14 protein-coding genes, 1 pseudogene and 1 riboswitch are annotated in these 23,169 nt (G+C 69.8%); of the genes and pseudogenes, 5 read left to right on the top strand and 10 right to left on the bottom strand.

Features of this window, described 5'->3' with window-relative positions:
* Positions 1-32 precede the first annotated feature (32 nt).
* Positions 33-935, bottom strand: a complete 903-nt coding sequence (locus OG246_RS09250) for an LLM class flavin-dependent oxidoreductase (RefSeq protein ID WP_266458575.1) — start codon at positions 933-935, stop codon at positions 33-35.
* 150 nt (positions 936-1,085) lie between these two features.
* Entirely contained in the window at positions 1,086-3,461 is a 2,376-nt protein-coding gene (locus tag OG246_RS09245; RefSeq protein ID WP_323178314.1) for an endonuclease/exonuclease/phosphatase family protein, read from the bottom strand.
* 423 nt (positions 3,462-3,884) lie between these two features.
* Between OG246_RS09245 and OG246_RS09240 the strand changes: the two genes are divergently transcribed.
* Entirely contained in the window at positions 3,885-4,775 is an 891-nt protein-coding gene (locus OG246_RS09240) for a Cof-type HAD-IIB family hydrolase (RefSeq protein ID WP_266458573.1), read from the top strand.
* A gap of 32 nt (positions 4,776-4,807) precedes the next feature.
* On the opposite strand, the gene OG246_RS09235 is transcribed toward OG246_RS09240, so the two are convergent.
* The 5 genes from OG246_RS09235 to OG246_RS09215 form a co-directional block, all read right to left on the bottom strand.
* Positions 4,808-5,854 (bottom strand): M23 family metallopeptidase, encoded by a 1,047-nt coding sequence (locus OG246_RS09235; protein ID WP_266458570.1) that lies wholly within the window; start codon positions 5,852-5,854, stop codon positions 4,808-4,810.
* Positions 5,855-6,120: 266 nt separating this feature from the next.
* Complete coding sequence (locus tag OG246_RS09230; protein WP_266458567.1) at positions 6,121-7,815, bottom strand: GAF domain-containing protein; 1,695 nt, start codon at positions 7,813-7,815, stop codon at positions 6,121-6,123.
* A 111-nt stretch (positions 7,816-7,926) separates the two neighbouring features.
* Entirely contained in the window at positions 7,927-11,469 is a 3,543-nt protein-coding gene (gene cydD, locus OG246_RS09225) for a thiol reductant ABC exporter subunit CydD (protein WP_266458564.1), read from the bottom strand.
* Between the two features lie 88 nt (positions 11,470-11,557).
* Positions 11,558-12,565 carry a cytochrome d ubiquinol oxidase subunit II gene (cydB, locus tag OG246_RS09220; protein WP_266458561.1) on the bottom strand — a complete coding sequence of 336 codons (1,008 nt, stop codon included), beginning with the start codon at positions 12,563-12,565 and terminating at the stop codon, positions 11,558-11,560.
* A 20-nt stretch (positions 12,566-12,585) separates the two neighbouring features.
* Positions 12,586-14,103 (bottom strand): cytochrome ubiquinol oxidase subunit I, encoded by a 1,518-nt coding sequence (locus tag OG246_RS09215; protein ID WP_266458558.1) that lies wholly within the window; start codon positions 14,101-14,103, stop codon positions 12,586-12,588.
* 226 nt (positions 14,104-14,329) lie between these two features.
* Between OG246_RS09215 and OG246_RS09210 the strand changes: the two are divergent.
* Positions 14,330-14,622, top strand: a pseudogene (locus OG246_RS09210) (cyclophilin-like family protein); the annotation flags it as partial.
* A 15-nt stretch (positions 14,623-14,637) separates the two neighbouring features.
* Here the strand turns inward: OG246_RS09210 and hisC are convergent.
* A complete protein-coding gene (hisC, locus tag OG246_RS09205) occupies positions 14,638-15,717 on the bottom strand; it encodes a histidinol-phosphate transaminase (RefSeq protein WP_266458555.1) in 1,080 nt (359 codons plus the stop codon).
* Positions 15,718-16,139: 422 nt separating this feature from the next.
* Here hisC and OG246_RS09200 point away from each other — a divergent pair, with 422 nt between their 5' ends.
* The 3 genes from OG246_RS09200 (at position 16,140) to OG246_RS09190 (ending at position 19,565) form a co-directional block, all read left to right on the top strand.
* Entirely contained in the window at positions 16,140-17,252 is a 1,113-nt protein-coding gene (locus OG246_RS09200) for a LacI family DNA-binding transcriptional regulator (RefSeq protein WP_266458552.1), read from the top strand.
* Positions 17,253-17,454: 202 nt separating this feature from the next.
* Positions 17,455-18,516, top strand: a complete 1,062-nt coding sequence (locus OG246_RS09195) for a metallophosphoesterase (protein WP_323178284.1) — start codon at positions 17,455-17,457, stop codon at positions 18,514-18,516.
* 182 nt (positions 18,517-18,698) lie between these two features.
* The gene (locus OG246_RS09190) at positions 18,699-19,565 is read left to right on the top strand and encodes a hypothetical protein (RefSeq protein ID WP_266458549.1); all 867 of its coding nucleotides are present in this window, start codon (positions 18,699-18,701) and stop codon (positions 19,563-19,565) included.
* Between the two features lie 100 nt (positions 19,566-19,665).
* Here the strand turns inward: OG246_RS09190 and OG246_RS09185 are convergent, their stop codons facing one another.
* On the bottom strand, positions 19,666-21,072 hold the full coding sequence (locus OG246_RS09185) for a VWA domain-containing protein (protein WP_266458546.1): 1,407 nt from the start codon (positions 21,070-21,072) through the stop codon (positions 19,666-19,668).
* A 108-nt stretch (positions 21,073-21,180) separates the two neighbouring features.
* Positions 21,181-22,983, bottom strand: a complete 1,803-nt coding sequence (gene thiC, locus OG246_RS09180; protein WP_266458543.1) for a phosphomethylpyrimidine synthase ThiC — start codon at positions 22,981-22,983, stop codon at positions 21,181-21,183.
* Positions 22,976-23,132: riboswitch (TPP riboswitch) on the bottom strand. It overlaps the preceding gene by 8 nt.
* Positions 23,133-23,169 lie beyond the last annotated feature (37 nt).

Raw genomic sequence — 23,169 nt, 5'->3', positions numbered from 1 at the left:
CCCCGGGCGGCACGCAATGAATCCTGTGCTCGTCAGCCCAGCTGAGCGAGCCCCTCGGTGGCGATGCGTTCGAAGACCGTTTCGTCGGCTGCGAAGTCCGAGTCCGGGATGGGCCAGTGGAGGACGATCTCGGTGATCCCCAGGGCGGCGTGGCTGCCCGCGAAATCGACGAAGGCGTCGACGGACTCCAGCGGGCGCTGCCGGTCCGGGGTGAAGCCGGTGAGCAGGATCTTCTCCATGGCGTCGGCGTCGCGTCCGATGTCGGCGCAGGCCTTGCCGAGCTTGTCGACCTGGTCCTGGATCGCCCTGCGGGACTCTTCGGGCGTGCCCGTTTCGTACAGCTTCGGGTCTCCGGTCGTCACCCACGCCTGCCCGTACCGGGCGGCGAGCCTCATACCGCGCGGCCCGGTGGCGGCCACCGCGAAGGGCAGCCGGGGTCGCTGGACGCAGCCGGGAATGTTGCGGGCCTCGTGCGCCGAGTAGAAGTCGCCGCCGTACGAGACGGAGTCCTCGGTGAGGAGGCGGTCGAGCAGCGGTACGAACTCGCCGAGACGGTCGGCGCGCTCGCGCGGGGTCCAGGGCTCCTGGCCGAGCGCCGTGGCGTCGAAGCCGGTGCCGCCCGCGCCGATACCCAGGGTGATCCGGCCGTCCGAGATGTCGTCGAGGGAGATCAGGTCCTTGGCGAGGGTCACCGGGTGGCGGAAGTTGGGCGAGGTGACGAGAGTGCCCAAGCGCATCCGCTGAGTCACCGACGCGGCGGCGGTCAGGGTCGGGACGGCGCCGAACCAGGGCCCGTCGCGGAAGGTCCGCCAGGACAGGTGGTCGTAGGTGTAGGCGGTGTGGAAACCGAGTTCCTCTGCGCGCTGCCATGGGGCACGGCCGCCATCGTTCCAGCGGCGGTACGGCAGGATCACGGTGCTCAGACGCAGACTCATGACTCAGAGCCTACGGCGATGCCGTCGGCGCCCCGGACCGCAGCGGGGCGGAAACGGCTCTCGCCGTGCCGCCCCCCGATGGCGGGGCGGCACGGCGAGAGGCCAGTACGACGGGAAGTCCAGTACCGGAAAATCAGTACGGGAGAGAGATCACCGTTTCCCGCACTTGTTGATGTCGATACGGACGATCTGCGGGTCGTGGTCGCTCGCCTGGTCGCTGAACTCGGCGTTGATGTGCACCACGTCGTAGTCGAACGCGGTGACGGCCGGGCTGGTCAGGATGTGGTCCAGGGTCTGCGAATTGCCGTCGTACACGTAGGTGTAGCGCTCGGCGGCGGGGAGCGTCGTGATCAGGGGCGTGAGCACCCGGCCGGCGGTGAGCGTGGTCACCGTCTGCGAGAACTCGTAGTCGTTCAGGTCGCCGAGCACGACGACCTTGGCGCTCCTGTCGGCGGCGAGCAGGCTCTTGACGAAGGTGTTGACCTCGGCGGCCTGGGCGTTCCGCTGCGTTTCCGAGCTGCGGGCGGGCGGCTGGTAGCGGCTGTGCAGCGACTGGTCGCCGCCCTTGGACGTGAAGTGGTTGGCGATCACGAAGACCTGCTCGCCCTGGAAGGTGAACTCGCCCACCAGCGGCTTGCGGCTGTTCGCCCACGCGTCGTTGCCCGGGTCGATCCGGCCCGGCGAGTAGGTGAGCTGCGCGCCCTTGCGGGTCTTCACCACGCCGGTCGCGGTGGTGGCGTCGCCGCCCGCACGGTCGGTGAAGGAGACCCGCTTGGCGTTGAAGAGGAAGACCTGGCGAATGTTGCCGCCGGGCTCGCCGCCGTCCTGGTTGTTCTCGGGCGCGACATAGCGCCAGGAGTACCGGGGGCCGCCCGCCGCGACGATCGCGTCGGTGAACCGGGTCAGCGTCGCCTCGCTGGTGACGGTGGCGTCGTTCGTGGCCCCGGTGTCGTCCTGAATCTCCTCCAGGGCGACGATGTCCGGGGACTTCAGACTGACCGCGACACCGGCGGCCAGCCGGTCGAACTTCTCCTGGGAGTCGAGCGCGTCCAGGTTCTCCACGTTGTACGTGGCGACCGCGAGCTCCTTGTTCTTCTGCTTGCGCGTCACCTCGGGCTTGAGCCCGTTGACGGTGAGTGTGCCGAGCTGGGTGGCCTGGAGGGCGTAGCCGCCGTAGGTGGTGTAGTCGAGCGGGCCGGCCGTGGTGCCCGAGAGCACGTCACCGACGTTCGCCACCGGGAACGTGGCGGTGTCGTCGATGGACATCACCTCGATACGGCCGGTGTTCTGCTGGTCGTACGAGGAGTAGAGCGTGCCGCCGCGCGAGGTCGGGTTCTCCTCGGGCTTGACCGTCACCCACAGCTCGTCATACTCGTCCGTCGCACCGGTCACACGTGTGTCGGTGGCCGCGACCCGCATGCCCTCGAGGGACTCGTAGAAGTCCAGTGCGTACACGGCCGGTTCGAGGGCGAGGGCCTCGATGCTGCCGCCGTCCGCGGTGGGCGCGTAGGCGTCCGGAACGGTGGTGGCGTCCAGGGTGACGGTCTCCGGCAGCGCGTTGCCGCTGGAGAGCACCTTGGTGGTGGGCCCTGTGATCTCGGTGACCGACTGGCTGCCGCTGCTCGGGTAGTACTCGCTGACCTTGCCGGTGGTCAGAACGCTGTCGCCGACCTTCACGGCCGGAGCCGCCGAGCCGGTGTAGACGAAGACGCCCTCGCTGGTGCGGGCGTCGGCATCGGGCGTCGGGTCCTGGAGCCAGTAGCCCTTCGAGCCGGAGGTACGCACCCCGGTGACGATGCCCGGTACCCGGGTGACCGTCTGCCCGGCGAGCGGGGACAGCCGAGTGGTCCCCTGGATGTCGTGGACCCGGACCGTGCCGGGCTCGGTCGAGCCGTCGTCTCCGCCACCGCCGCCGTCGCCGGAACCGGCCGTCTCACCGGCCGAGTTGAACGGGGAGGGCGCGCCCGTGGTGAGGTCGGCGGCGTTGTCGTCGGTGTCCGCCAGGGACTCGGCCCGCGAGACGGAGGCGGTGTTGGACGCACCGGCCGCCGGGCCGCTGCCCTCCCGTACGACCGCGCTGCCGTAGCCCACCAGGTCGACGATCCGGGTGTCGGCCGCGCAGTCCGCGGCGGTCTTGCAGGTGAGCGCCGTGGTGCCGGAGACCAGGGCGATCGTTCCGGTGGTCGCGCTCATCGCGGTGGTACCGGTCGCATCGGGGGTGGGCAGGGCCACCGTCCCACCGGTGCCCGCCGCCTCGGCTATCAGGAAGCGTCCTCCGGCGGCGACCGAGCCGGTGAGCGCGGTCACTCCCCACTGGGAGGACGCGGACGGCGAACCGGGCAGGTACTGCACGCTGTAGCCCGACAGGTCCTGCGACGCCGAGCCGGCGTTGCCGAGTTCGATGAAGTCCCTGGTGAGCGTCGCGCCCGAGTTGCCCCCACCGCCGTACACCTCGGCGACCACCAAGGTTGCGGAAGGCGTCGCGAAGGCGGCGGGGATCGCCGTCAGGACGAACGCCCCGGCCACTCCCGTCGAGATGAGGGGATAGGCGGCACGGCTCCAACGGGGTCTGCTGCGTGGCGTTTTGGACACGCTGACTGCCTCCTTGTACGTCTTGCTACGTCTTGAACGTCAACGCGCCACCGGCGGGCGGCACATGGTGTGGCTGCTGTGGGGAGTTGGCTCAAGTTACGCGCGTAGACAGGGCGCGCCAAGGTGTCGTGCGTTAAATCTGGGAAACGAGTGGGCCACGCGGGGGTATTCGCCCTCGGCGCGGGGTCGGTCCGGGGTCGGCGCGGGCTGGGTCCGAGGTCGGCGCGGACCGAGGCTCAAGGTTCCTTCGAAGACCGACCGCAGGTGGAGACCGGCGCCGCGAAAGCGGGGCGTAACTGCACTGGTGAGGACGGTAATCACTCAGATGTGCGGCCCGCCGCCCGCCCGTGCACGCATATGCGGGAGAATGGCCGGGTGACCTCAGCGACTCGACGGCCCGAGACCCCGGCCTCCATGGTTCCGCCCCGGCTGATCGCCACCGATCTCGACGGCACTCTGCTGCGCGACGACAAGTCGGTGTCCGAGCGCACGGTCGCCGCCCTCGCCGCCGCCGAGCAGGCCGGCATCGAGGTCTTCTTCGTCACCGGCCGCCCGGCCCGCTGGATGGACGTCGTCAGCGACCATGTCCACGGGCACGGCCTGGCGATCTGCGGCAACGGCGCCGCCGTGGTCGACCTGCACGGCGGCCCCGGCGCCCACCGCTTCGTCAAGATCCGCGAGCTTGCGCCCGATGTCGCCCTCGACGTCATCCAGCTGCTCCGGGCCACCGCCCCCGGCACGGTGGTCGCCGTCGAGCGCACGTACGGACTCCACCTCGAACCGGCGTACCCGTCCATGCACATGGAGCCCCCGGAGATCATCGCGCCCGCCGAGAAGCTCCTCGCCGAGGACGCCCTCGACGCCGATCAGCCGGTGCTCAAGGTGCTCGCGTACCACCCCGACATGGACCCGGACGACTTTCTCACCGTCGCCCGCCTGGCCATCGGCGACCGGGCCGGCGTCACCCGCTCCAGCCCCAGCGCCCTCCTGGAGATCAGCGGCCCGGGTGTCTCCAAGGCGAGCACGCTCGCGCTGTGCTGCGCCGAGCGCGGTATCTCCCACGAGGAGGTCATCGCCTTCGGTGACATGCCGAACGACGTCGAGATGCTCACCTGGGCAGGCCGCTCGTACGCGATGGGCAACGCCCACCCCGCCGTGATCGCCGCAGCCTCCGGGCGCACGGTCGCCAACAACGAGGACGGGGTGGCGGTGGTGATCGAGCAGATCATCGCCGAGCTGCCGGGGTAGCGGTTCCCGCCGACCACGCCCTTCCCGCGGGACTACAGCTGAACCCCGTGCTCGGCCAGCCACGGCACGGGGTCGATCCCCGAACCCAGTTCCGGCGTGACCCGCACCTCGAAGTGGAGGTGCGGCCCGGTCGAGTTGCCGGTCGTGCCCGACTGCCCGATCCACTGCCCGGCCGCGACCTGCTCCCCCTGGTCGACGGTGACGGCGGCGAGGTGCGCGTACTGCGTGTAGTAGCCGCCCGGGTGCTGGACCACGATCTCGATGCCGAAGGCGCCACCGCACGACACCTTCACCACCCGGCCCGCCCCGACCGACCGCACCGGCGTGCCGATCGGCACCGCGAAGTCCTGCCCGGTGTGCCGGCTCGCCCAGCGCTCACCGCCGCTGCCGAAACTCGCGGAGAGTTCGTACGTCTCCACCGGTGCGACCCACGCGCGCGTGGCGTCCGTTTCCGGCTGGTCGAGCCGGACGGCGCCACGGCAGGAGCCCGCCATGACCGAGGCGTCCGCCTGGCCCTGGAGTACCGACCGTGCCTCGTCCAGCTTCGCCTGGATGGTCCGCTTCATCTCGGCGAGTTCACCGTTGCGCTGCTCCAGCGCCTGCCACTCCGACTGGGCCTTCGCCTCGTCGGCTGCGAGCCTGGCCTCCGCCCGGCGGCTCTTGCTGACGGCGTTGTTGACTGCGAGATCCGCCTGCCACACGGCACGCTGACCGCGCATCAGCTCCTCGGGGCTGTCCGCGAGGAGCAGCTGCGCGGTGTACGGCAGGCCACCGCCCTGGCGGTACTGGGTGCGCGCGATCCGGCCGAGGTCGTCGTGCAGCACCGCGATGTCCTGCCGTTCCCGCGCGAGCAGTTCCTCGGCCCGCTGCGCCCTCGCTCGCTGCGCTTCCGCTTCCTGCTGTCCCGCCTCGTACTGCCGCGCCGCCACGGAGGCGTCCTCGTACAGCCGCGCCACCTGGGCGCTGATACCGGGCTCGGTCCCGGACTCGCCCTCGGCCGCGGTGGGCCGGGCCGCGAGAACCGCGACGGCGCACAGCAGAGCCGGCACGAGCAGGGGATGGCGGCGAGGTGAGCGCATGACAGCGATCGTGTCCCGTACCTGCGTCCGCGGTCCTGTTCAAGGCGTACGCCTGGGGGAACGGGCGCCACGGATGGCCCCGCCGACTGGGCCGAACAGGGGCCTGGCTTGGGCGTGTTGCCCCGAGGGGGCGTGAAGTGTGCTTGGGGGAGGCGGCGGTGCTGACTCGGCCAAGCCGTGGAGTGTGCTCGGCGGAGGCGGCGGCGAGGCCCTGGCGTGTTCTCGGCAAAGCCGCTGAAGGTGCTCAGCGGAGGCGCCGAACGCACTCAGTAGGGTGCCTGCCACACCACCGTCGTACCGCCCGCGTCCGCACCATCCGCCCCGTCCGCCGCCCCCGGCCCGTACCAGCTGTCGCCGCCCAGGGACTCGGCGCGCCGCTCGAGGTTCCGCAGGCCGCTGCGTCGGCCGCCGTCGGGGATGCCGACTCCGTCGTCGGTGACGGTCAGCCGTACGCCCTGCCGCCCGTCCGGCAGGGTCACGGTCGCGTCGACGACGACGTCGATACGGGAGGCTCCGGCGTGCCGGAAGGCGTTGGAGAGGGCCTCGCGCAGGGCGGCGATGAGGTTCTTGCCGGTGAGTTCCCCGACCACGGTGTCGACGGGTCCGACGAAGCGATGGGCGGGCTTGAAGCCGAGCGGTACGGCGGCCATGTTGATCTCCCGCAGCACCCGGGTGCGCAGTTCTGACGGCGCTTCCGTGGGGTCCTGCTGGAGCGCGAAGATGGCGGTGCGGATCTCCTGGATGGTCACGTCGAGTGCGTCGACCGCCTTGCCGACACCCTCCCGGACCTCGGGCACGACGGACCGCCGCTGGGCGCTCTCCAGCATCATCCCGGTGGCGAAGAGCCGTTGGATCACGAGGTCGTGCAGGTCACGGGCGATCCGGTCGCGGTCCTCGTACACCGCGAGCCGCTCCCGGTCGCGCTGCGCCTCGGCCATCATCAGCGCGAGCGCGGCCTGCGCGGCGAACTGTGCGGCCAGCGTCCGCTCCGTCTCCGTGAACGGGCGGGCGCCCAGCGCGCGAGGCGTGACGAGGCTCCCGAGGACACGGCCGTCGCTCTGCAGGGGAAGCAGCATCGTCGGCCCGTACGCGTGGGCGAAGTCGCTGACCATGCGCGGATCAGTGGCCGCGTCCTCGACGAACACGGCCTCCCCGTCGAGGAGTTCGGCGACGACCTCGTTCTCCGGCGGAAAGACCATTCCCAGCGTCTTCGCGGGGCGCTCCGAGGCGACGGCGACTACCTCGAGACCGCCCTCGGCGGCCGGCAGCAGCACCACCCCGGCAGCCGAACCGGAGAGCCTGCGGGCCTGTTCGGCGACGACCTGGAGGGCGTCCTCGGCGTCACCGCCCGACAGGAGTGCGGTGGTGACGGCCACCGAGCCGTCGATCCAGCGCTCGCGCTGCTGGGCTGCCTCGTACAGACGGGCGTTGCCGATGGCGATGCCCGCCTCCGTGGCCAGCACGCGGACCATATTCAGGTCGTAGTCGTTGAACTGTCCGCCGCCACGCTTCTCGCCGAGGTACAGATTCCCGAAGATCTCGCCCTGCACCCGGATCGGGACCCCCAGGAAGCTCCCCATCTGCGGATGGTGCTCAGGGAACCCGCACGAGCGCGGATCATCCGCCGGGTTCGCGAGCCGCACCGGCTCCGGGTCGTGGATGAGCGCACCCAGCAGCCCTCTGTGCCCGTCGGGCAGCCGCCCGATCAACCCGGCGGTCTCCTCCTCGACCCCGTAGAACACGAAGTCCACGAGCCCGTCCCCGTCCTCCGCCACGACCCCGATCGCCGCGTACCGCGCGTCCGCCAGCTCGGCCGCCGTCTCGCAGATCCGAACCAGCGTCGAGTGCAGCTCCAGCCCGGCCCCGACCGACCGCACAGCCTCCAGCAACTGCGGCACCCGCACGGCCAGCTCGGCGGACAGCCCCTGCGCGGGCTCGGGCGAGGCGGGTTCTGCTGACATGCCTTGAGCGTAGTTAGTCCCATTTGTCAGGGAAAGTCGACTTGAAGGGGCGAGTCGGATCGCCGGTGCTGATATCCGGCGCCAGGCGGCCGACCGAGCCGCGAGGCACGGTCAGTGAGCCACCGCACCGACCAGCAGATCCCCCGCCGCCTCCCGGTCCACCATCTCCCGCAGCGGACCCTCGACAGCCGCCAGTTCCGCGTACGGCCCCCGCTGGACCACCCGGCCCTCCGCCAGCACGATCACCTCGTCCACCGCTTCCAGCCCGGCCAGGCGGTGGGTGATCAGCAGCGTCGTACGGCCCTCGGTCGCGGCCACCAAATCGGCGGTGAGCGCGTCGGCCGTCGGCAGGTCGAGGTGTTCCGCGGGCTCGTCGAGGACGAGAACGGGGAAATCGGCGAGCAGCGCGCGGGCGAGCGCGAGACGCTGACGCTGGCCCCCGGACAGCCGGGCCCCGTGCTCTCCGATGAGCGTGTCGAGCCCGTCGGGCAGCCCGTCGGCCCAGTCGAGGAGCCGGGCCCGCCCGAGCGCGTCCCGCAGTTCGGCCTCCGTCGCGTCCTTCCGGGCCAGCAGCAGGTTCTCGCGCACCGAGCTGTCGAAGAGGTGCGCGTCCTGGGCACAGAGCCCGACCAGCCGGCGTACGGCGTCCCCGTCCACCTCGTACGCGTCCACACCGCCCAGCGTGTACGACCCCGTCCCCGCGTCCAGGAACCGCAGCAGCACCTGCGCGAGCGTGGTCTTTCCGGCCCCTGAGGAACCCACGACAGCTACCCTGCGCCCCTGTTCGAGGGTCAGATCGAACCCGGCGAGCGCGTCGCGGTCCTGTCCGGTGTGACGGGCGCCCAGTTCCTTGAGCACCAGGGGGAACGCGGACGCGGGTGCCTGTGCCGGGTCCTCCGGTTCGCGTACGGGATCGGGGGCGTCCAGCACCTCGTACACCCGCTCCGCGCTCTTGCGCACCCGCTGCCTGTGCTGGACGGCGAGCGGCAGCCCGAGGACGGCCTCGAAAGCGGCCAGCGGGGTGAGGACGACGACGGCCATCGCCACGCCGCTCAGTCGCCCGGTGGCGACGGCCTGGGCGCCCACGAGGGCGGCGGCCGCCACGGTCAGCCCGGACACCAGCGCCGTAAGCCCGTCGCCGAGCGCGGTCGCGGTGGCTGCCCGGGAGGCGATACGGGTGAGCACCGCGTCGGCCCGCCGCGTCTCGGCGGTACGGGCGGGCAGCGCACCCGCGACCGTCAACTCGGCCGTTCCCGTGAGCAGATCGGCCACCCGTGTCGCCAGGACGCCGCGCGCCGGTGCGAGCCGTCGCTCCGCACGACGCGCCACGGCGCCGGTCACCAGCGGCACGCCGGCCCCGGCCGCCAGCAGCCCCACGGCGAGAACGGCACCGGCCTCGGGCAGCAGCCACGCGGTGAAGCCGACGGAGCCGGCGGACACGAGGACCGCGGCCCCGACGGGCAGCAGCCACCGCAGCCAGTAGTCCTGCACCGCGTCCACGTCGGCGACGAGCCGCGACAGCAGATCACCGCGCCGAGTCGTCCGCAGCCCCGCGGGCGCAAGCCGCTCAAGGCGCCGGTACACGGCGACCCGGGTGTCGGCCAGCATCCGCAGCACCGCGTCGTGCGACACGAGCCGCTCCGTGTACCGGAACACGGCCCGCCCGATCCCGAACGCCCGGGTGGCCGTCACGGCCACCATCAGATACATCACCGGCGGCTGCTGAGAGGCCCGCGAGATGAGCCACCCGGAGGTGGCCATCAACCCGACGGCACTCCCGAGCGCCAGACTGCCCAGCAGGAGCGCGAGGACGAGCGACCCACGCCGGGGGACAGCCATGGCACGGACACGAGCGAGCACGCCCCCACGCCCTCGCCGGGACAGGTGCGACTCCTCCCCGGCTGCCGCGGGCGCACTCGCCACCTCAACCGCCCGGAACTCCGGCGCGCCTCCGGCGCGCACGGAACCGGACGCCGGCACAGGCACCCTGGACGCCGGAACTGCCGCGCCAGGCGCCCCCGGCTCCAGCCGCACCACCCGATCCGCCACCCCCAGCAACGCCGGCCGGTGCACCACCAACAGCACCGTCCGCCCCACAGCGAGCCGCCGCGCCGCCTCCACGACCTCGGTCTCCGTCGCCCCGTCCAGCGCGGCCGTCGGCTCGTCGAGGAGCAGCACCGGACGGTCCGCGAGGAACGCCCGGGCCAGGGCGAGGCGTTGGCGCTGGCCGGCCGACAGCCCGGCACCGTCCTCGCCGAGCACCGTGTCGACCCCGTCGGGCAGCGCGTCGACGAATCCGGCGGCGCCCGCGTCGGCCAACGCCCGCCGCACCGCCGCATCGTCCGCGTCGGGCCGCGCCAGCCGTACGTTCTCGGCGATGGACTGCGCGTACAGGTGGGGCCGCTGCGGCACCCAGGCGACCCGCGAGCGCCAGTCCGCCAGGTCGACCTCGGAGAGATCGACTCCCCCGATCCGCACCCGCCCCCCGACGGGCTCCACAAATCCCAGCAGTACGTTCAGCAGCGTCGACTTGCCCACACCGCTCGGCCCGACAAGCGCCACCGTCTCACCGGATCCGACCGTGAAGGAGACGTCCGAGACCGCATCCCCGGAGCGCCCCGGGTACCGCACGGTCACGCCCTCGAAGGCGATCCCGCCCTCCGGCGCGGGGAGCGAGCCGGTGGCGGGCACCGGGGTCTCCAGCACGGAGAAGATCTCCTCCGCCGCCGAAAGCCCCTCGGCGGCGGCGTGGTACTGCGCCCCGACCTGCCGCAGCGGCAGATACGCCTCGGGCGCGAGAACGAGGATGACGAGCCCCACGTACAGGTCCATCTCGCCGTGGACGAGCCGCATCCCGATGGTCACCGCGACCAGTGCGACGGAGATCGTGGCGAGCAGTTCCAACGCGAAGGACGACAGGAAGGCGATCCGCAGCGTCCGCATGATCGCCTGCCGGTACTCGCCGGTGATCTTCCGGATCGACTCGGCCTGCGCCTTGGCCCGTCCGAACACCTTGAGCGTGGGCAGCCCCGCGACGACGTCCAGGAAGTGTCCCGAAAGCCGTGACAGCAGCCGCCACTGACGGTCCATCTGGCTCCGGGTGGCCCAGCCGATCAGCACCATGAAGACGGGGATCAGCGGAAGCGTGCCGGCGATGATGGCCGCCGACACCCAGTCCTCGGTGACGATCCGCGCGAGCACCGCCACGGGGACCACCACCGCGAGCCCCAACTGCGGCAGATAGCGCGAGAAGTAGTCGTCGAGCGCGTCAACTCCCCGTGTGGCGAGGGCAACCAGCGAGCCCGTCCGCTGCCCGCTCAGCCAGCCGGGACCGAGCAGCGCGGCCCGCTCCAGCAGCCGCCCCCGCAACTCCGACTTGACCGCCGCGCTCGCCCGGTGAGCGGCGAGCTCGGTGAGCCAGGAGACGACCGCCCGACCCACTGCGACCAGTACCAACAAGCCCAGCGGTGTGCGGAGTTCAGCGACCGAGTGGCCGTGCTGAAAGGCGCCGACCACCACTTCGGCGATGAGCATCGCCTGGGCAATGACCAGCGCCGCCCCGGCGACCCCCAGACCGACAACCGCCGCGAGAAAGAAGCGAGTGGCGCGGGCGTACCGAAGCAGACGCGGGTCGATTGGTTTCACGTGAAACACACCCTTGGGTCATCAGGCATGTTTCACGTGAAACATGCCGTTAGTCGGACTCGGCACGCTCAGCCGGACTCAGCGCGCTTCGGAGGACTCAGTGCGCGGCATCCGCGGCGATGTGCTGCGTACCGATCCGCTTGCGGAACACCCAGTACGTCCACGACTGGTAGAGCAGGACGATCGGCGTGGCGATCCCCGCACACCAGGTCATGATCCTCAGGGTGTACGGGCTCGACGACGCGTTGGTGACCGTCAGGCTCCACTCGTCATTGAGCGAGGACGGCATGACGTTCGGGAAGAGCGATAGGAAGAGCATCGCGACCGCCGCCACGATGGTGAGCCCCGACAGCATGAACGCCCAGCCCTCACGCCCCGCCCTGACCGCCACCAGGGCGACGACGAGCGAGGCCACCGCCACGATCACCGCGACCAGGGACTTGCCGTCACCGTTGTCGACCTGGGTCCAGATCAGGAAGACAACAGCCAACACGGCCGTCACCAGACCGAGTTGCAGCGCCAGCTTCCGTGCCCGCGCCCGGATGTCTCCGACGGTCTTGAGTCCGACGAACACCGTCCCGTGGAAGGTGAACAGCGTCAGTGTGACCAGGCCGCCGAGGATCGCGTACGGGTTGAGCAGATCCCAGAAGTTGCCCACGTACTCGAAGTGCTGGTCGATCTTCACGCCGCGCACGATGTTGCCGAAGGCCACGCCCCACATGAACGCGGGGATCAGCGAGGTCCAGAAGATCGCGTTCTCCCAGTTGCGCTGCCAGTTCTCCTCGGGCCGCTTCACCCGGTACTCGAAGGCGACACCGCGCACGATCAGGCAGACCAGGATGAGCAGCAGCGGCATGTAGAAGCCCGAGAAGAGCGTGGCGTACCACTCGGGGAAGGCGGCGAAGGTCGCGCCGCCCGCGGAGAGCAGCCACACCTCGTTGCCATCCCAGACGGGTCCGATGGTGTTGATGAGGACCCGCTTCTCGGTGCGGTCGCGGGCCAGCAGCTTGGTGAGGATGCCGACCCCGAAGTCGAAGCCCTCCAGGAAGAAGTAGCCGGTCCAGAGGACCGCGATGAGGACGAACCAGACGTCGTGGAGTTCCATGACTCAGCAGCTCCCTGGGCCTAGTAGGAGAAGGCCATCGGCTTGTCGGCGTCACTGGAGTCGCCGCCGATCTTCGTGGGCGGGTTGAGGTCGGCCTCGGTGAGCTCGGGCGGTCCGGCCTTGACGTACTTGACCATCAGCTTCACCTCGACGACCGCGAGGATCGCGTAGATCAGGGTGAACACGATCAGCGAGGTCAGCACCTCGCCCTGCGAGACTCCCGGTGAGACCGCGTCCTTGATCTTCAACAGGCCGTACACCACCCAGGGCTGACGTCCCGTCTCGGTGAAGATCCAGCCCCAGGAGATACCGATGATCGGGAAGATCAGCGTCCACTGGGACAGTCGCCACCACCAGACGCCCAGCTTCGGCGTCAGCTCCATGCGCTTGGTGAGCATGAGCTTCGGCACGTCCTCGTCCCCGGTGCGGTGTTCCGCCGCCAGCCAGAACTTCCGCCGGGTCAGCCAGAGGCCGACGGTGCACAGGGCCATCGAGACTCCGCCGAAGCCGATCATCCAGCGGTACGCCCAGTAGGCGGTGGGGATGTTGGGGCGGTAGTCGCCGGGCCCGTACTTCTCCTGCTCGGCCTTGTTGAGGTCGTTGATGCCGGGGATCCTGGCGTTGAAGTCGTTCTTGGCGAGGAAGGACAGCAGCCCCGGGATCTCTATGGCGACCGTGTTGTGGCCCTCGGCGACATCGCCGTACGCGAAGAGCGAGAAGGGCGCGGGCTGTTCGGCGTCCCACAGCGCTTCGGCGGCCGACATCTTCATGGGCTGCTGCTCGTACATCACCTTGCCGAGGGTGTCGGCGCTGACGACGGTGAGGATCGTGCCGACGAGCGCGGTGATCAATCCGAGCCGCAGCGACATCCGCATGGTGCGGATGTGCTGCTTCTTGCGGAGATGGAAGATGGCGATGCCGGTCATGAAGGCGCCGCCGACCAGGATGGAAGCGCTGATGACGTGCCAGAAGTTGACGAGCGCCGTCTCCTGGAAGAGCACCTTGGGGAAGTCGGTGAGTTCGGCCCGCGTGCTGCCGTCGGCCTTCTTCACGATCCGGTAGCCGACCGGATGCTGCATGAAGGAGTTGGCCGCCATGATGAAGTACGCCGACAGGATCGTGCCGATCGAGACCATCCAGATGCAGGCGAGGTGGATCTTCTTCGGCAGCTTGTCCCAGCCGAAGATCCACAGCCCGATGAAGGTGGACTCGAAGAAGAAGGCGATCAGCGCCTCGAAGGCGAGCGGGGCGCCGAAGACGTCACCGACGAAGCGCGAGTAGTCGGACCAGTTCATGCCGAACTGGAACTCCTGCACGATGCCGGTCACGACACCCATGGCGATATTGATCAGGAACAGCTTTCCCCAGAACTTGGTCGCCCTGAGGTAGTGCTCCTTGCCTGTTCGCACCCAGGCGGTCTCCAGGATCGCCGTGAGTGCGGCGAGCGAGATCGTCAGGGGGACGAAGAGGAAGTGGTAGACGGTGGTAATACCGAACTGCCATCGCGCCAGAGTCTCCGGCGCCAGAGCCAATTCCACGTCGTCAGTCTCCTTACATCGCCGTGGTACAGCGGCAGTTTGCCCCCTTTGACGCGTACATCACGGGAGCAACCGGGACACGCTTGTGAACGCGTTCACATTCACAAGGAAGTATGCCGCATGGCCGTTCGAGGGTTGACGGGTGGGGGTGCCTAAGCGTGGATCCGCTGGTCACGGACGCATCGTCGGCAAGAAGAGGCCGGTTCGAACCAGGCCCTCCGCCAAGGCACTGCTGCTCACCTCCACAGCCCGCACCTGGGGCGAGGAGGTCTACTTCGACACCGGCGTCTCCGTCGCCCGCGAGGCCGGCGCCCAACAGGTCGTCGAGCCCGGCACGGTGGCCTTCTGGACCGACGGAGACGCCCTCGCGCTCCCCTACGAGCCCACGCCGATGTCGCGGGGCACCGAATGCCGCCTCGCGAGCCCTGCAACATCCTGGGCCGCGTCGACGGCGACCCCCGCACGCTCGCCACCGTGCGCGACGGCGACCCCGTACGCGTAGAACTCCTGGAGGGCTAAGAACCGCCCGGGGCCCTAGAGCTCCTTGCGGAACGCCTCCGTCGCCTTGAGGAAGATGTCGTTCGCCTCGTTCTCGCCGATCGTCACCCGGACCCCCTCGCCGGCGAAGGGCCGCACGACGACCCCGGCCTGCTCACAGGCGGCGGCGAAGTCGAGCGTGCGCTCCCCCAGCCGCAGCCACACGAAGTTGGCCTGTGTCTCGGGCACCGTCCAGCCCTGTCCGCGCAGCGTCTCGAGCACCCGCACCCGCTCGGACACCAGCGAGCCGACCCGGCCGAGCAGTTCGTCCTCGGCGCGCAGCGAGGCGACCGCGGCGTCCTGCGCGAGCTGGCTCACGCCGAAGGGCACCGCGGTCTTGCGGAGCGCCGCAGCCACCGGCTCATGGGCGATCGCGAAACCGACCCGCAGACCCGCGAGCCCGTACGCCTTGGAGAAGGTGCGCAGCACGCAGACATTGGGCCGCTCGCGGTAGATCGCGACGCCGTCCGGCACCTCGGCGTCGCGGATGAACTCGCGGTACGCCTCGTCCAGGACCACCAGCACATCACCGGGCACCCGGTCGAGGAACCGCTCCAGCTCGGCCCGGCGCACCACGGTCCCCGTCGGGTTGTTGGGGTTGCAGACGAAGATCAGCCGGGTCCGGTCGGTGATCGCGTCCGCCATCGCGTCCAGGTCGTGCACCTCGCCCGGCGTCAGCGGCACCTGCACCGAGGTCGCCCCGCTGACCTGCGCGATGATCGGATACGCCTCGAAGGACCGCCAGGCATAGATGATCTCGTCGCCGGGGCCGCTGGTGGCCTGCACGAGCTGCTGCGCGACCCCGACGGAGCCGGTGCCGGTGGCCAGGTCCGAGAGCGGCACTCCGAAGCGATCCGACAGTTCGTTCATCAGCCCCGTGCACGCCATGTCGGGGTAGCGGTTGAAGGATCCACTCGCGGCGGCCACGCTCTCCAGCACACCGGGCAGCGGCGGATACGGGTTCTCGTTGGAGGACAGCTTGTACGCCACCGCACCACCGGGCGCGGCAGGCTTGCCGGGCTTGTAGGTGGGGATACCCTCCAGCTCGGCACGCAGCTTGGGGCTCGTCTCGCTCACCGCAGTCCTCCTCGCGACCACCGCCGGCTCATGACCACCACCGGCTACCAATGCTTCTCACCTTATGAGGATTCGGCGCCACTGCGAATGGCCTGTGGACAACCACCTCGCCGCCGTGAACGACCTTGGTGATCATCCCGTACGAAGGTGTACGAAACGGGGGGGCGCGCTGCTGTTCCCGCTGCGCGCCGGTGGCTCACGCCGTAGCGCGCATCCCTCGTGAAGGTGAGTTGAGACCTCTTCGAAACATGGCCCTCTTGGCAGGCCCATGCGCGCCGACAAGTCACGTCCTGCCATTGGATCGTTCAACTACCTTTCTTTCCAAGGCAGTTGACCCATTTCGACCATGCAGAAACGTGCCTGTCAACGAGTGCATATGCGTCCGCACTACCCCACCGCATGAGCCCTACTATCGGCTCGCCATGACAGCAGCAGGGAAGCACCAGGTGAGCCGGGCGGAGACAACCCGCCGCGGCGGTCGGCCGGGCCGGGCGGGTATCAGAGATGTGGCCGCAGCCGCCGGAGTGTCCATCACGACCGTCTCCGACGCCCTCAACGGCAAGGGCCGGCTCCCGGACGCCACCCGACGCCATGTCCGCGAGGTCGCCGACCGGCTGGGCTACCGCCCGTCGGCCGCGGCCCGAACCCTCCGTACCGGCAAGTCGGGCCTCATCGGCCTGACCGTGACGACGTACGGGGATGAACCTTTCACCTTCACCGAGTTCGCGTACTTCGCGGAGATGGCCAGAGCCGCCACGTCGGCTGCGCTGGCCCGGGGCTACGCCCTGGTCATCCTCCCCGCGACCTCGCGGCACGACGTGTGGTCCAACGTCGCCCTGGACGGAACCGTGGTCATCGACCCGTCCGACCACGACCCGGTCGTCAGCGAGCTGGTCCGCCAGGGCTTACCGGTCGTCTCCGACGGCCGCCCGGCCGGCTCACTGCCGGTCACCGCCTGGGTGGACAACGACCACGAGGCCGCGGTCCTGGGCATCCTCGACCACCTGGCCGACGCCGGCGCCCGCCGGATCGGCCTCCTCACCGGCACCACCACCGACACCTACACCCACCTCTCCACCACCGCTTACCTGCGCTGGTGCGAGCGAGTGGGCCAGGATCCGGTGTACGAGGCCTACCCGGCGCACGATCCGTGCGCGGGAGCCGTCGCCGCCGACCGGCTGCTCGCGCGGCCCGACCGCCCCGACGCCGTCTACGGGCTCTTCGACCCGAACGGCACCGACCTGCTGGCCGCCGCCAGACGCTACGGCCTGCGCGTACCGGACGACCTGCTCCTCGTCTGCTGCAGCGAGTCCACCGTCTACGCGAACACCGAGCCGCCGATCACCACGCTCTCCCTCAAACCGCGCCGAATCGGCACAGCGGTGGTCCAGCTCCTCATCGACGCGATCGAGGGGGTCGAATCGGACCAACCGGTCGAGCAGGTGATACCGACCGAGCTGATCGTGCGGACCTCCTCCGAACGCCGTCCGCCGCGTACGACGGTGAGTCCGCCCCGATCACCCGAGAAAGGTTGACGCCCGGTAAAGAAAGGGCGGGGAAAGCCCCGCCCAATTCGGGCAAAAACCCCGGTGAACTGGGCTCCTGCCCCGATTCACCACCCCTGGGTCATCACATGGCGCGATCCGCATTCCTATGATGGGCCCACGACACCGCGGGCCGCTGCGACCAGGCAGTCCGATCCGGTGCAGATGCGGCGCGATGGTGGTGGAGGGGTCGATGACTCAGGGGGCCGGTCAGGGACCCGAGCTGGCGCGGGCGGCGACGCTGCGCGACTTCCGGGTGCCCGCGTACGTCCACGAGACCGGTCCGTACGCACAGAACACGCCACCCGACGAGGGTGCGGGACCCGGTGAGGAGCCCGAGGGCTACACGCCCACGCGACGTGATCTGCCGGTCATCAACCGGGGTGACACGGTTCAGATCGCCGTTGACCCCGCCGCTCCGGAGACCACCGACGGACCGGGGCCGCTGTACGTCGTAGGCGATGTGCACGGCTATCTCGACCAGCTCGTCGCCGCGCTCCAGGAGCAGGGCCTCATCGACTCCGCGGGCAACTGGTCCGCCGGGACCGCGCGCCTGTGGTTCCTCGGCGACTTCACCGACCGCGGCCCGGACGGCATCGGCGTGATCGACCTGGTGATGCGGCTGTCCGCCGAGGCGGCCGCGGCCGGCGGCTACTGCAAGGCGCTGATGGGCAACCACGAGCTGCTGCTGCTCGGCGCCAAGCGCTTCGGCGACACCCCCGTCAACTCCGGCGCGGGCACCGCCACCTTCCAGGCCGCCTGGCTGCTCAACGGCGGCCAGAAGACCGACATGGACCGTCTCCAGGATCATCATCTGCAGTGGATGGCCCGCCTGGACGCCATGGAGCTGGTCGACGGACACCTCCTGGTGCACTCCGACACCACCGCCTACCTCGACTACGGCGACTCGATCGAGGCGCTCAACGACACCATCCGCGAAACCCTCACCCGCAACGACGCGGACGAGTGCTGGGACCTGTTCCGCAAGTTCACCAAGCGCTTCGCCTTCCGCGACGACGGCGGCGCCGAGGCCGTACTCTCCCTCCTGGACGCATACGGCGGCACGCGCATCGTCCACGGCCACAGCCCCATCCCGTACCTGCTCGGCGAAGTGGGCTCGGAGGACGGCGAAGACAGTACGGGCCCCATCGTCGAAGGTCCGCATCTCTACGCCGACGGACTGGCCATCGCGATGGACGGCGGCGTGACCATGGCCGGAAAACTGCTGGTCCAGCAACTGCCATTGGATAACTGAGGGTTCAACGGGCAGGCGTCCCCCCACGGAGGACTGCGCTGGCCAGGGGGCAATTTCTGGAAACCCCCTGTCACGGCGTGCCGTCACCGCTCTACCATCGGACTATCCGTAGCAGGCTCCCCTCCGTTTCTGCCCAACGGCTCGTCAGCGTGCGAGCCATCAGCCCTACGGAGCATCGGGGGATGCAGATGAACAGCGTTCCGCAGCACCTGCTGAGCGAGGACCGCCAGGAATACGAGCGGATCCTCGATGAGGCGCTGCGCTCCGCACCACACCGCCCGGAACTCGCCGCTGTCGGCCAGCGGCTCAACCCGGAACAACTGCGCACCATGGCACTCAACGCCACCGCGCTCATCACGGCGGCCGCGACGGCCGAGTACCAGCACTACGTGAAGGTCCGTGAGGAACTGCGCCATCCGGCGCCGACCACCCCGCCCGTTCGCGAGGAGGCCGGCTCCGCGGAGCCGGGCTCGAGCGCGATGGGGCTCGCCGCCACCGTGGGGGAGGTCACCGAGACAGCCGGAGCGGGCGCCATCGCCGTCGTCGCGGTGCTCGCCCCCGTCCTCGCCGGCACAGCCGCGGCGATCTTCCTGCTCGTGGGGTACATCCTGAAGATGCTCGACCCCGAGCCGGCGTTCGCCAAGACCCTCCTGACCACCGGGTGGGTCTTCGGCGCGGTCACGGCGGTCGCGATTCTGGTCGCCGCGGTCGGACTGCTCCTCACGGCACTGCGCAACGGCTCGTCCTCGCTCCAGGCCGGAGCGCGCGGCGAGCTCGACGAACAGGTCGCCCGGGCCAGGGAAGCCTGGCGCGATGCCCTGCTGGCGCGCGGCATCCTGCCGTTCCTCAGGGAGGCACTCGCGGATCCGGGTGCGGCGGCAATGGGTCGTACGTCGCCCACGCCGATCAGCCGCATGCCGCAACTCGGCTACAACCGGCCGGGGTTCAGCAGCCCCGACGGCGGCCCGGCGGCAGGCCCACGGCCCAGCTACTCCAGCCCGGACTTCTCGAGCCCGGACTTCGGAGGGCCTGAACACCAGCCGGAGTGACCCCCGGTACGCCGACATCCGGGGACGGTCGCGTGACGGAGAACCGGGCCCGCGCCGCACCGGCGCGGGCCCGGCCCGGGCCGGGCCGCTCGTACGCGGGTCAGACGATGCCCAGCTGTCGCGCCGCGGTCACCCAGCCCGGGAACTGGGACAGCAGCCGGTCGTACAACTCCGGGTCCGGAAGGCCGGCGATGTCGTCGACGGCGAAGAACCCCACGTTGTCGACGCGCCTGCCCGGCAGCTCGTCGAACCGCTCCAGCACGCCGTAGTTGGACCGGCCCAAGCCCACGAACTGCCAGAAGACCGGCTCCTCCACCGCCTCCCGCAGCTCCTTCTCGATCTCCTTGTTGCGGTAGACACCGCCGTCGGAGAAGAACAGCACCAGTGTGGGATCGGCGGCCGGGTGCTCGCGGACGTACGCACGGACCTCGGCGATCACCTTCTGCTCCTCGTTCTGGATGCCGACCGCCCGCATGTCCACCTGCCCCGGCCGCAGACCCTTGCGTGGCTTCTTGCTCCGCCGGAACAGGGTCAGTTCACCGACCCGGACATGAAGCTCCAGCCACTCCGGCAGTTCCCCCGGGCTCAGATCCGGCAGCCGGGCGGCGTGGGACGCGAACGTCCATGCCTGCATCACCCCGTCGTCGTCCAACTCCGCGGCGACCGCGACCATCCGTTCCACTACGTCGGCCACGACGCCCTTGTAGTACAGCCCTGACATGGATCCGGAGGCGTCGAGGACCAGAATGACGCGCGCCCTGACCCCCGCCGCGCCGTGCTTCTTCAGACTGACCGCCACCTGCTCCTTGCGCAGGGAGAGCCGCTTGCGCATGTCCAGGGGCAGCTGCTCCTCGCCCTTGGTGAGGCGGGGGCTGCTCTGCGGAGGGGGTGCGGGGGCTGAGGGCGTTGGCGCAGGCGTGGGAGCCGGAGCGGCCGCCGGGGCGACGGTCGGCGAGGCTACGGCGGCCTCAGGCTCCTCGTCCACACTGATCCCGAAGTCGGTGGCCAGGCCCGCGAGTCCGGACGCATACCCCTGTCCGACCGCACGGAACTTCCACCGACCACCCCGCAGATACAGCTCACCACCGATGAACGCCGTCTCCGTCGTGGCCTCCATCTCGAAGTACGCGAGCTCGTCCCGCGTACCGGCATCGAGCAGCCGCAGCGTCAGCCCGGACAGCTCACCGAAGGTGCCCCCGTCGGCCGAGGCGCACAGGACGACCCTCTCGATGTCCGGCTCCAGGGCACGCAGGTCCACCTCGACCGTGTCCGTCGTGGCCCCGGCGTCCTGCCGCTTCCCGAGATGACGTACGGCACGGGAGGCGTGCTGCGCCTGGTTGTAGAAGACGAAGTCCCCGTCGTCCCGCACCCGTCCACCCGCACCGAGCAGCAGCGCGGAGGCATCGGCGTCCGGCGCACCGGACCCCCCGGACCAGCCGAGCACCACGTGTACGGCCCCGGCCTCGACGGGAAGATTGGCACCCTTGCTCATGGATGTGGATGTCATGCGCCCAGTCTGCCGAGAGAACCCGGCACCGGAGCCGTCCGATACACATACGCGCACAACTCCGCGCATCGGACGACCCCGGCCACCACACCCCTCGTACGCGCGACCTCAGTCCGCCAACGGCAGATAGACCCGATTGCCCGCGGCGGCGAACTCCTTGGACTTCTGAGCCATACCCTCCTCGATCTCCGTCTGCGTGCCTCCGTGCTCGCGTCGGATGTCGTGCGAGATCTTCATGGAGCAGAACTTCGGCCCGCACATGGAGCAGAAGTGGGCCGTCTTGGCCGGTTCGGCCGGCAGTGTCTCGTCGTGGAACTCCCGTGCCGTGTCCGGGTCGAGGGCCAGGTTGAACTGGTCCTCCCAGCGGAACTCGAAGCGGGCGTCGGACAGCGCGTCGTCCCATACCTGCGCACCTGGGTGCCCCTTGGCGAGGTCGGCTGCGTGGGCGGCGATCTTGTAGGTGATGACGCCGGTCTTGACGTCGTCACGGTTGGGCAGGCCCAGGTGCTCCTTGGGCGTGACGTAGCAGAGCATGGCCGTGCCCCACCAGGCGATCATCGCGGCACCGATGCCGGAGGTGATGTGGTCGTACGCAGGCGCGACGTCCGTCGTCAGCGGGCCGAGCGTATAGAACGGAGCTTCATCACAGATCTCCTGCTGAAGGTCGATGTTCTCCTTGATCTTGTGCATCGGGACATGTCCCGGGCCTTCGATCATGGTCTGAACATTGAAACGCTTCGCGATCGTGTTGAGTTCCCCGAGCGTCCTCAACTCCGCGAACTGCGCCGCGTCGTTGGCGTCCGCGATCGACCCGGGCCGCAGCCCGTCGCCGAGCGAGTAGGTGACGTCGTACGCCGCGAGGATCTCGCAGAGCTCCTCGAAGTTCTCGTAGAGGAAGCTCTCCTGGTGGTGCGCCAGGCACCAGGCCGCCATGATCGAGCCGCCGCGCGAGACGATGCCGGTCTTGCGGTTCGCGGTCAGCGGCACGAACGGCAGGCGCACGCCCGCGTGGACCGTCATGTAGTCCACGCCCTGCTCGGCCTGCTCGATGACCGTGTCCTTGTAGATGTCCCAGGTCAGCTCCTCGGCGCGGCCGTCCACCTTTTCCAGCGCCTGGTAGAGCGGAACCGTGCCGATGGGGACGGGGGAGTTGCGCAGCACCCACTCGCGGGTGGTGTGGATGTTGCGGCCGGTGGACAGGTCCATGACCGTGTCGGCGCCCCACTTCGTGGCCCAGGTCATCTTGTCCACCTCCTCCTCGATCGAGGAGGTGACCGCGGAGTTGCCGATGTTGGCGTTGACCTTCACCAGGAACCGCTTGCCGATGATCATCGGCTCGATCTCCGGGTGGTTGACGTTCACGGGCAGCACCGCGCGTCCTGCGGCGATCTCCTCGCGTACGACCTCGGCGTCCACGTTCTCGCGGACCGCCACGAACTCCATCTCGGGCGTGATCTCGCCGCGACGGGCGTACGCGAGCTGTGTCACAGCCAGTCCGGAGCGGCCCCGGCGCGGCTGGCGCGGCCGCCCCGGGAAGACCGCGTCGAGGTTGCGGAGACCTCCGCGCGGTGAGGTGTGCTTGATCCCGTCGTCCTCGGGGCGGAGCGGGCGGCCCGCGTACTCCTCGGTGTCGCCGCGGGCGATGATCCAGTTCTCGCGCAGCGGCGCCAGACCCCGGCGCACATCGGTGTCGACGGTCGGATCGGTGTACGGGCCGGAGGTGTCGTACAGCGTGACGGACTGCCCGTTGGTGAGGTGCACCTGACGGACCGGCACCCGCAGGTCGGGGCGCGAACCCCCGACATACGCCTTGTGCCAGCCGATGGACTGCCCGGCCTCGCCGTTCTGGGACGGTGCGGAAACCCCGTCCGTCTGGCTGGAGGCAGGCGTGCGTGCGTCCTTGTTGGTCATGAGACCTACTCCCTACGCCGGCATTACCCGGTAACAGGTTCGGCGGTCGACGCAGCGGCTTCCGTCTGCCGATGTTTCATGTGAAACATCGCTACGACGAAGGTCAGCGCCCTCTCAGCCCGGTGCTCCGAGCTCCCGCGTGTGCAAAGGTGCCTCCACGCTAGCGTCACATCGGGCGCGCTGAAC

The organism is Streptomyces sp. NBC_00620, from assembly GCF_026341825.1.
Classification (GTDB): Bacteria; Actinomycetota; Actinomycetes; order Streptomycetales; family Streptomycetaceae; genus Streptomyces.
The sequence above is the reverse complement of the archived record's forward strand: the minus strand, read 5'-3'. Positions and strand labels throughout refer to the sequence as shown.

What these genes read in the sequence shown, in the direction of transcription:
- thiC (WP_266458543.1), bottom strand. Translation starts at nt 22,983, where the DNA reads ATGACCAACAAGGACGCACGCACGCCTGCCTCCAGCCAGACGGACGGG.
- OG246_RS09190 (WP_266458549.1), top strand. Translation starts at nt 18,699, where the DNA reads ATGCAGATGAACAGCGTTCCGCAGCACCTGCTGAGCGAGGACCGCCAG.
- OG246_RS09230 (WP_266458567.1), bottom strand. Translation starts at nt 7,815, where the DNA reads ATGTCAGCAGAACCCGCCTCGCCCGAGCCCGCGCAGGGGCTGTCCGCC.
- cydB (WP_266458561.1), bottom strand. Translation starts at nt 12,565, where the DNA reads ATGGAACTCCACGACGTCTGGTTCGTCCTCATCGCGGTCCTCTGGACC.
- OG246_RS09250 (WP_266458575.1), bottom strand. Translation starts at nt 935, where the DNA reads ATGAGTCTGCGTCTGAGCACCGTGATCCTGCCGTACCGCCGCTGGAAC.
- OG246_RS09185 (WP_266458546.1), bottom strand. Translation starts at nt 21,072, where the DNA reads ATGACATCCACATCCATGAGCAAGGGTGCCAATCTTCCCGTCGAGGCC.
- OG246_RS09195 (WP_323178284.1), top strand. Translation starts at nt 17,455, where the DNA reads ATGACTCAGGGGGCCGGTCAGGGACCCGAGCTGGCGCGGGCGGCGACG.
- OG246_RS09200 (WP_266458552.1), top strand. Translation starts at nt 16,140, where the DNA reads ATGACAGCAGCAGGGAAGCACCAGGTGAGCCGGGCGGAGACAACCCGC.
- OG246_RS09240 (WP_266458573.1), top strand. Translation starts at nt 3,885, where the DNA reads ATGCGGGAGAATGGCCGGGTGACCTCAGCGACTCGACGGCCCGAGACC.
- OG246_RS09235 (WP_266458570.1), bottom strand. Translation starts at nt 5,854, where the DNA reads ATGCGCTCACCTCGCCGCCATCCCCTGCTCGTGCCGGCTCTGCTGTGC.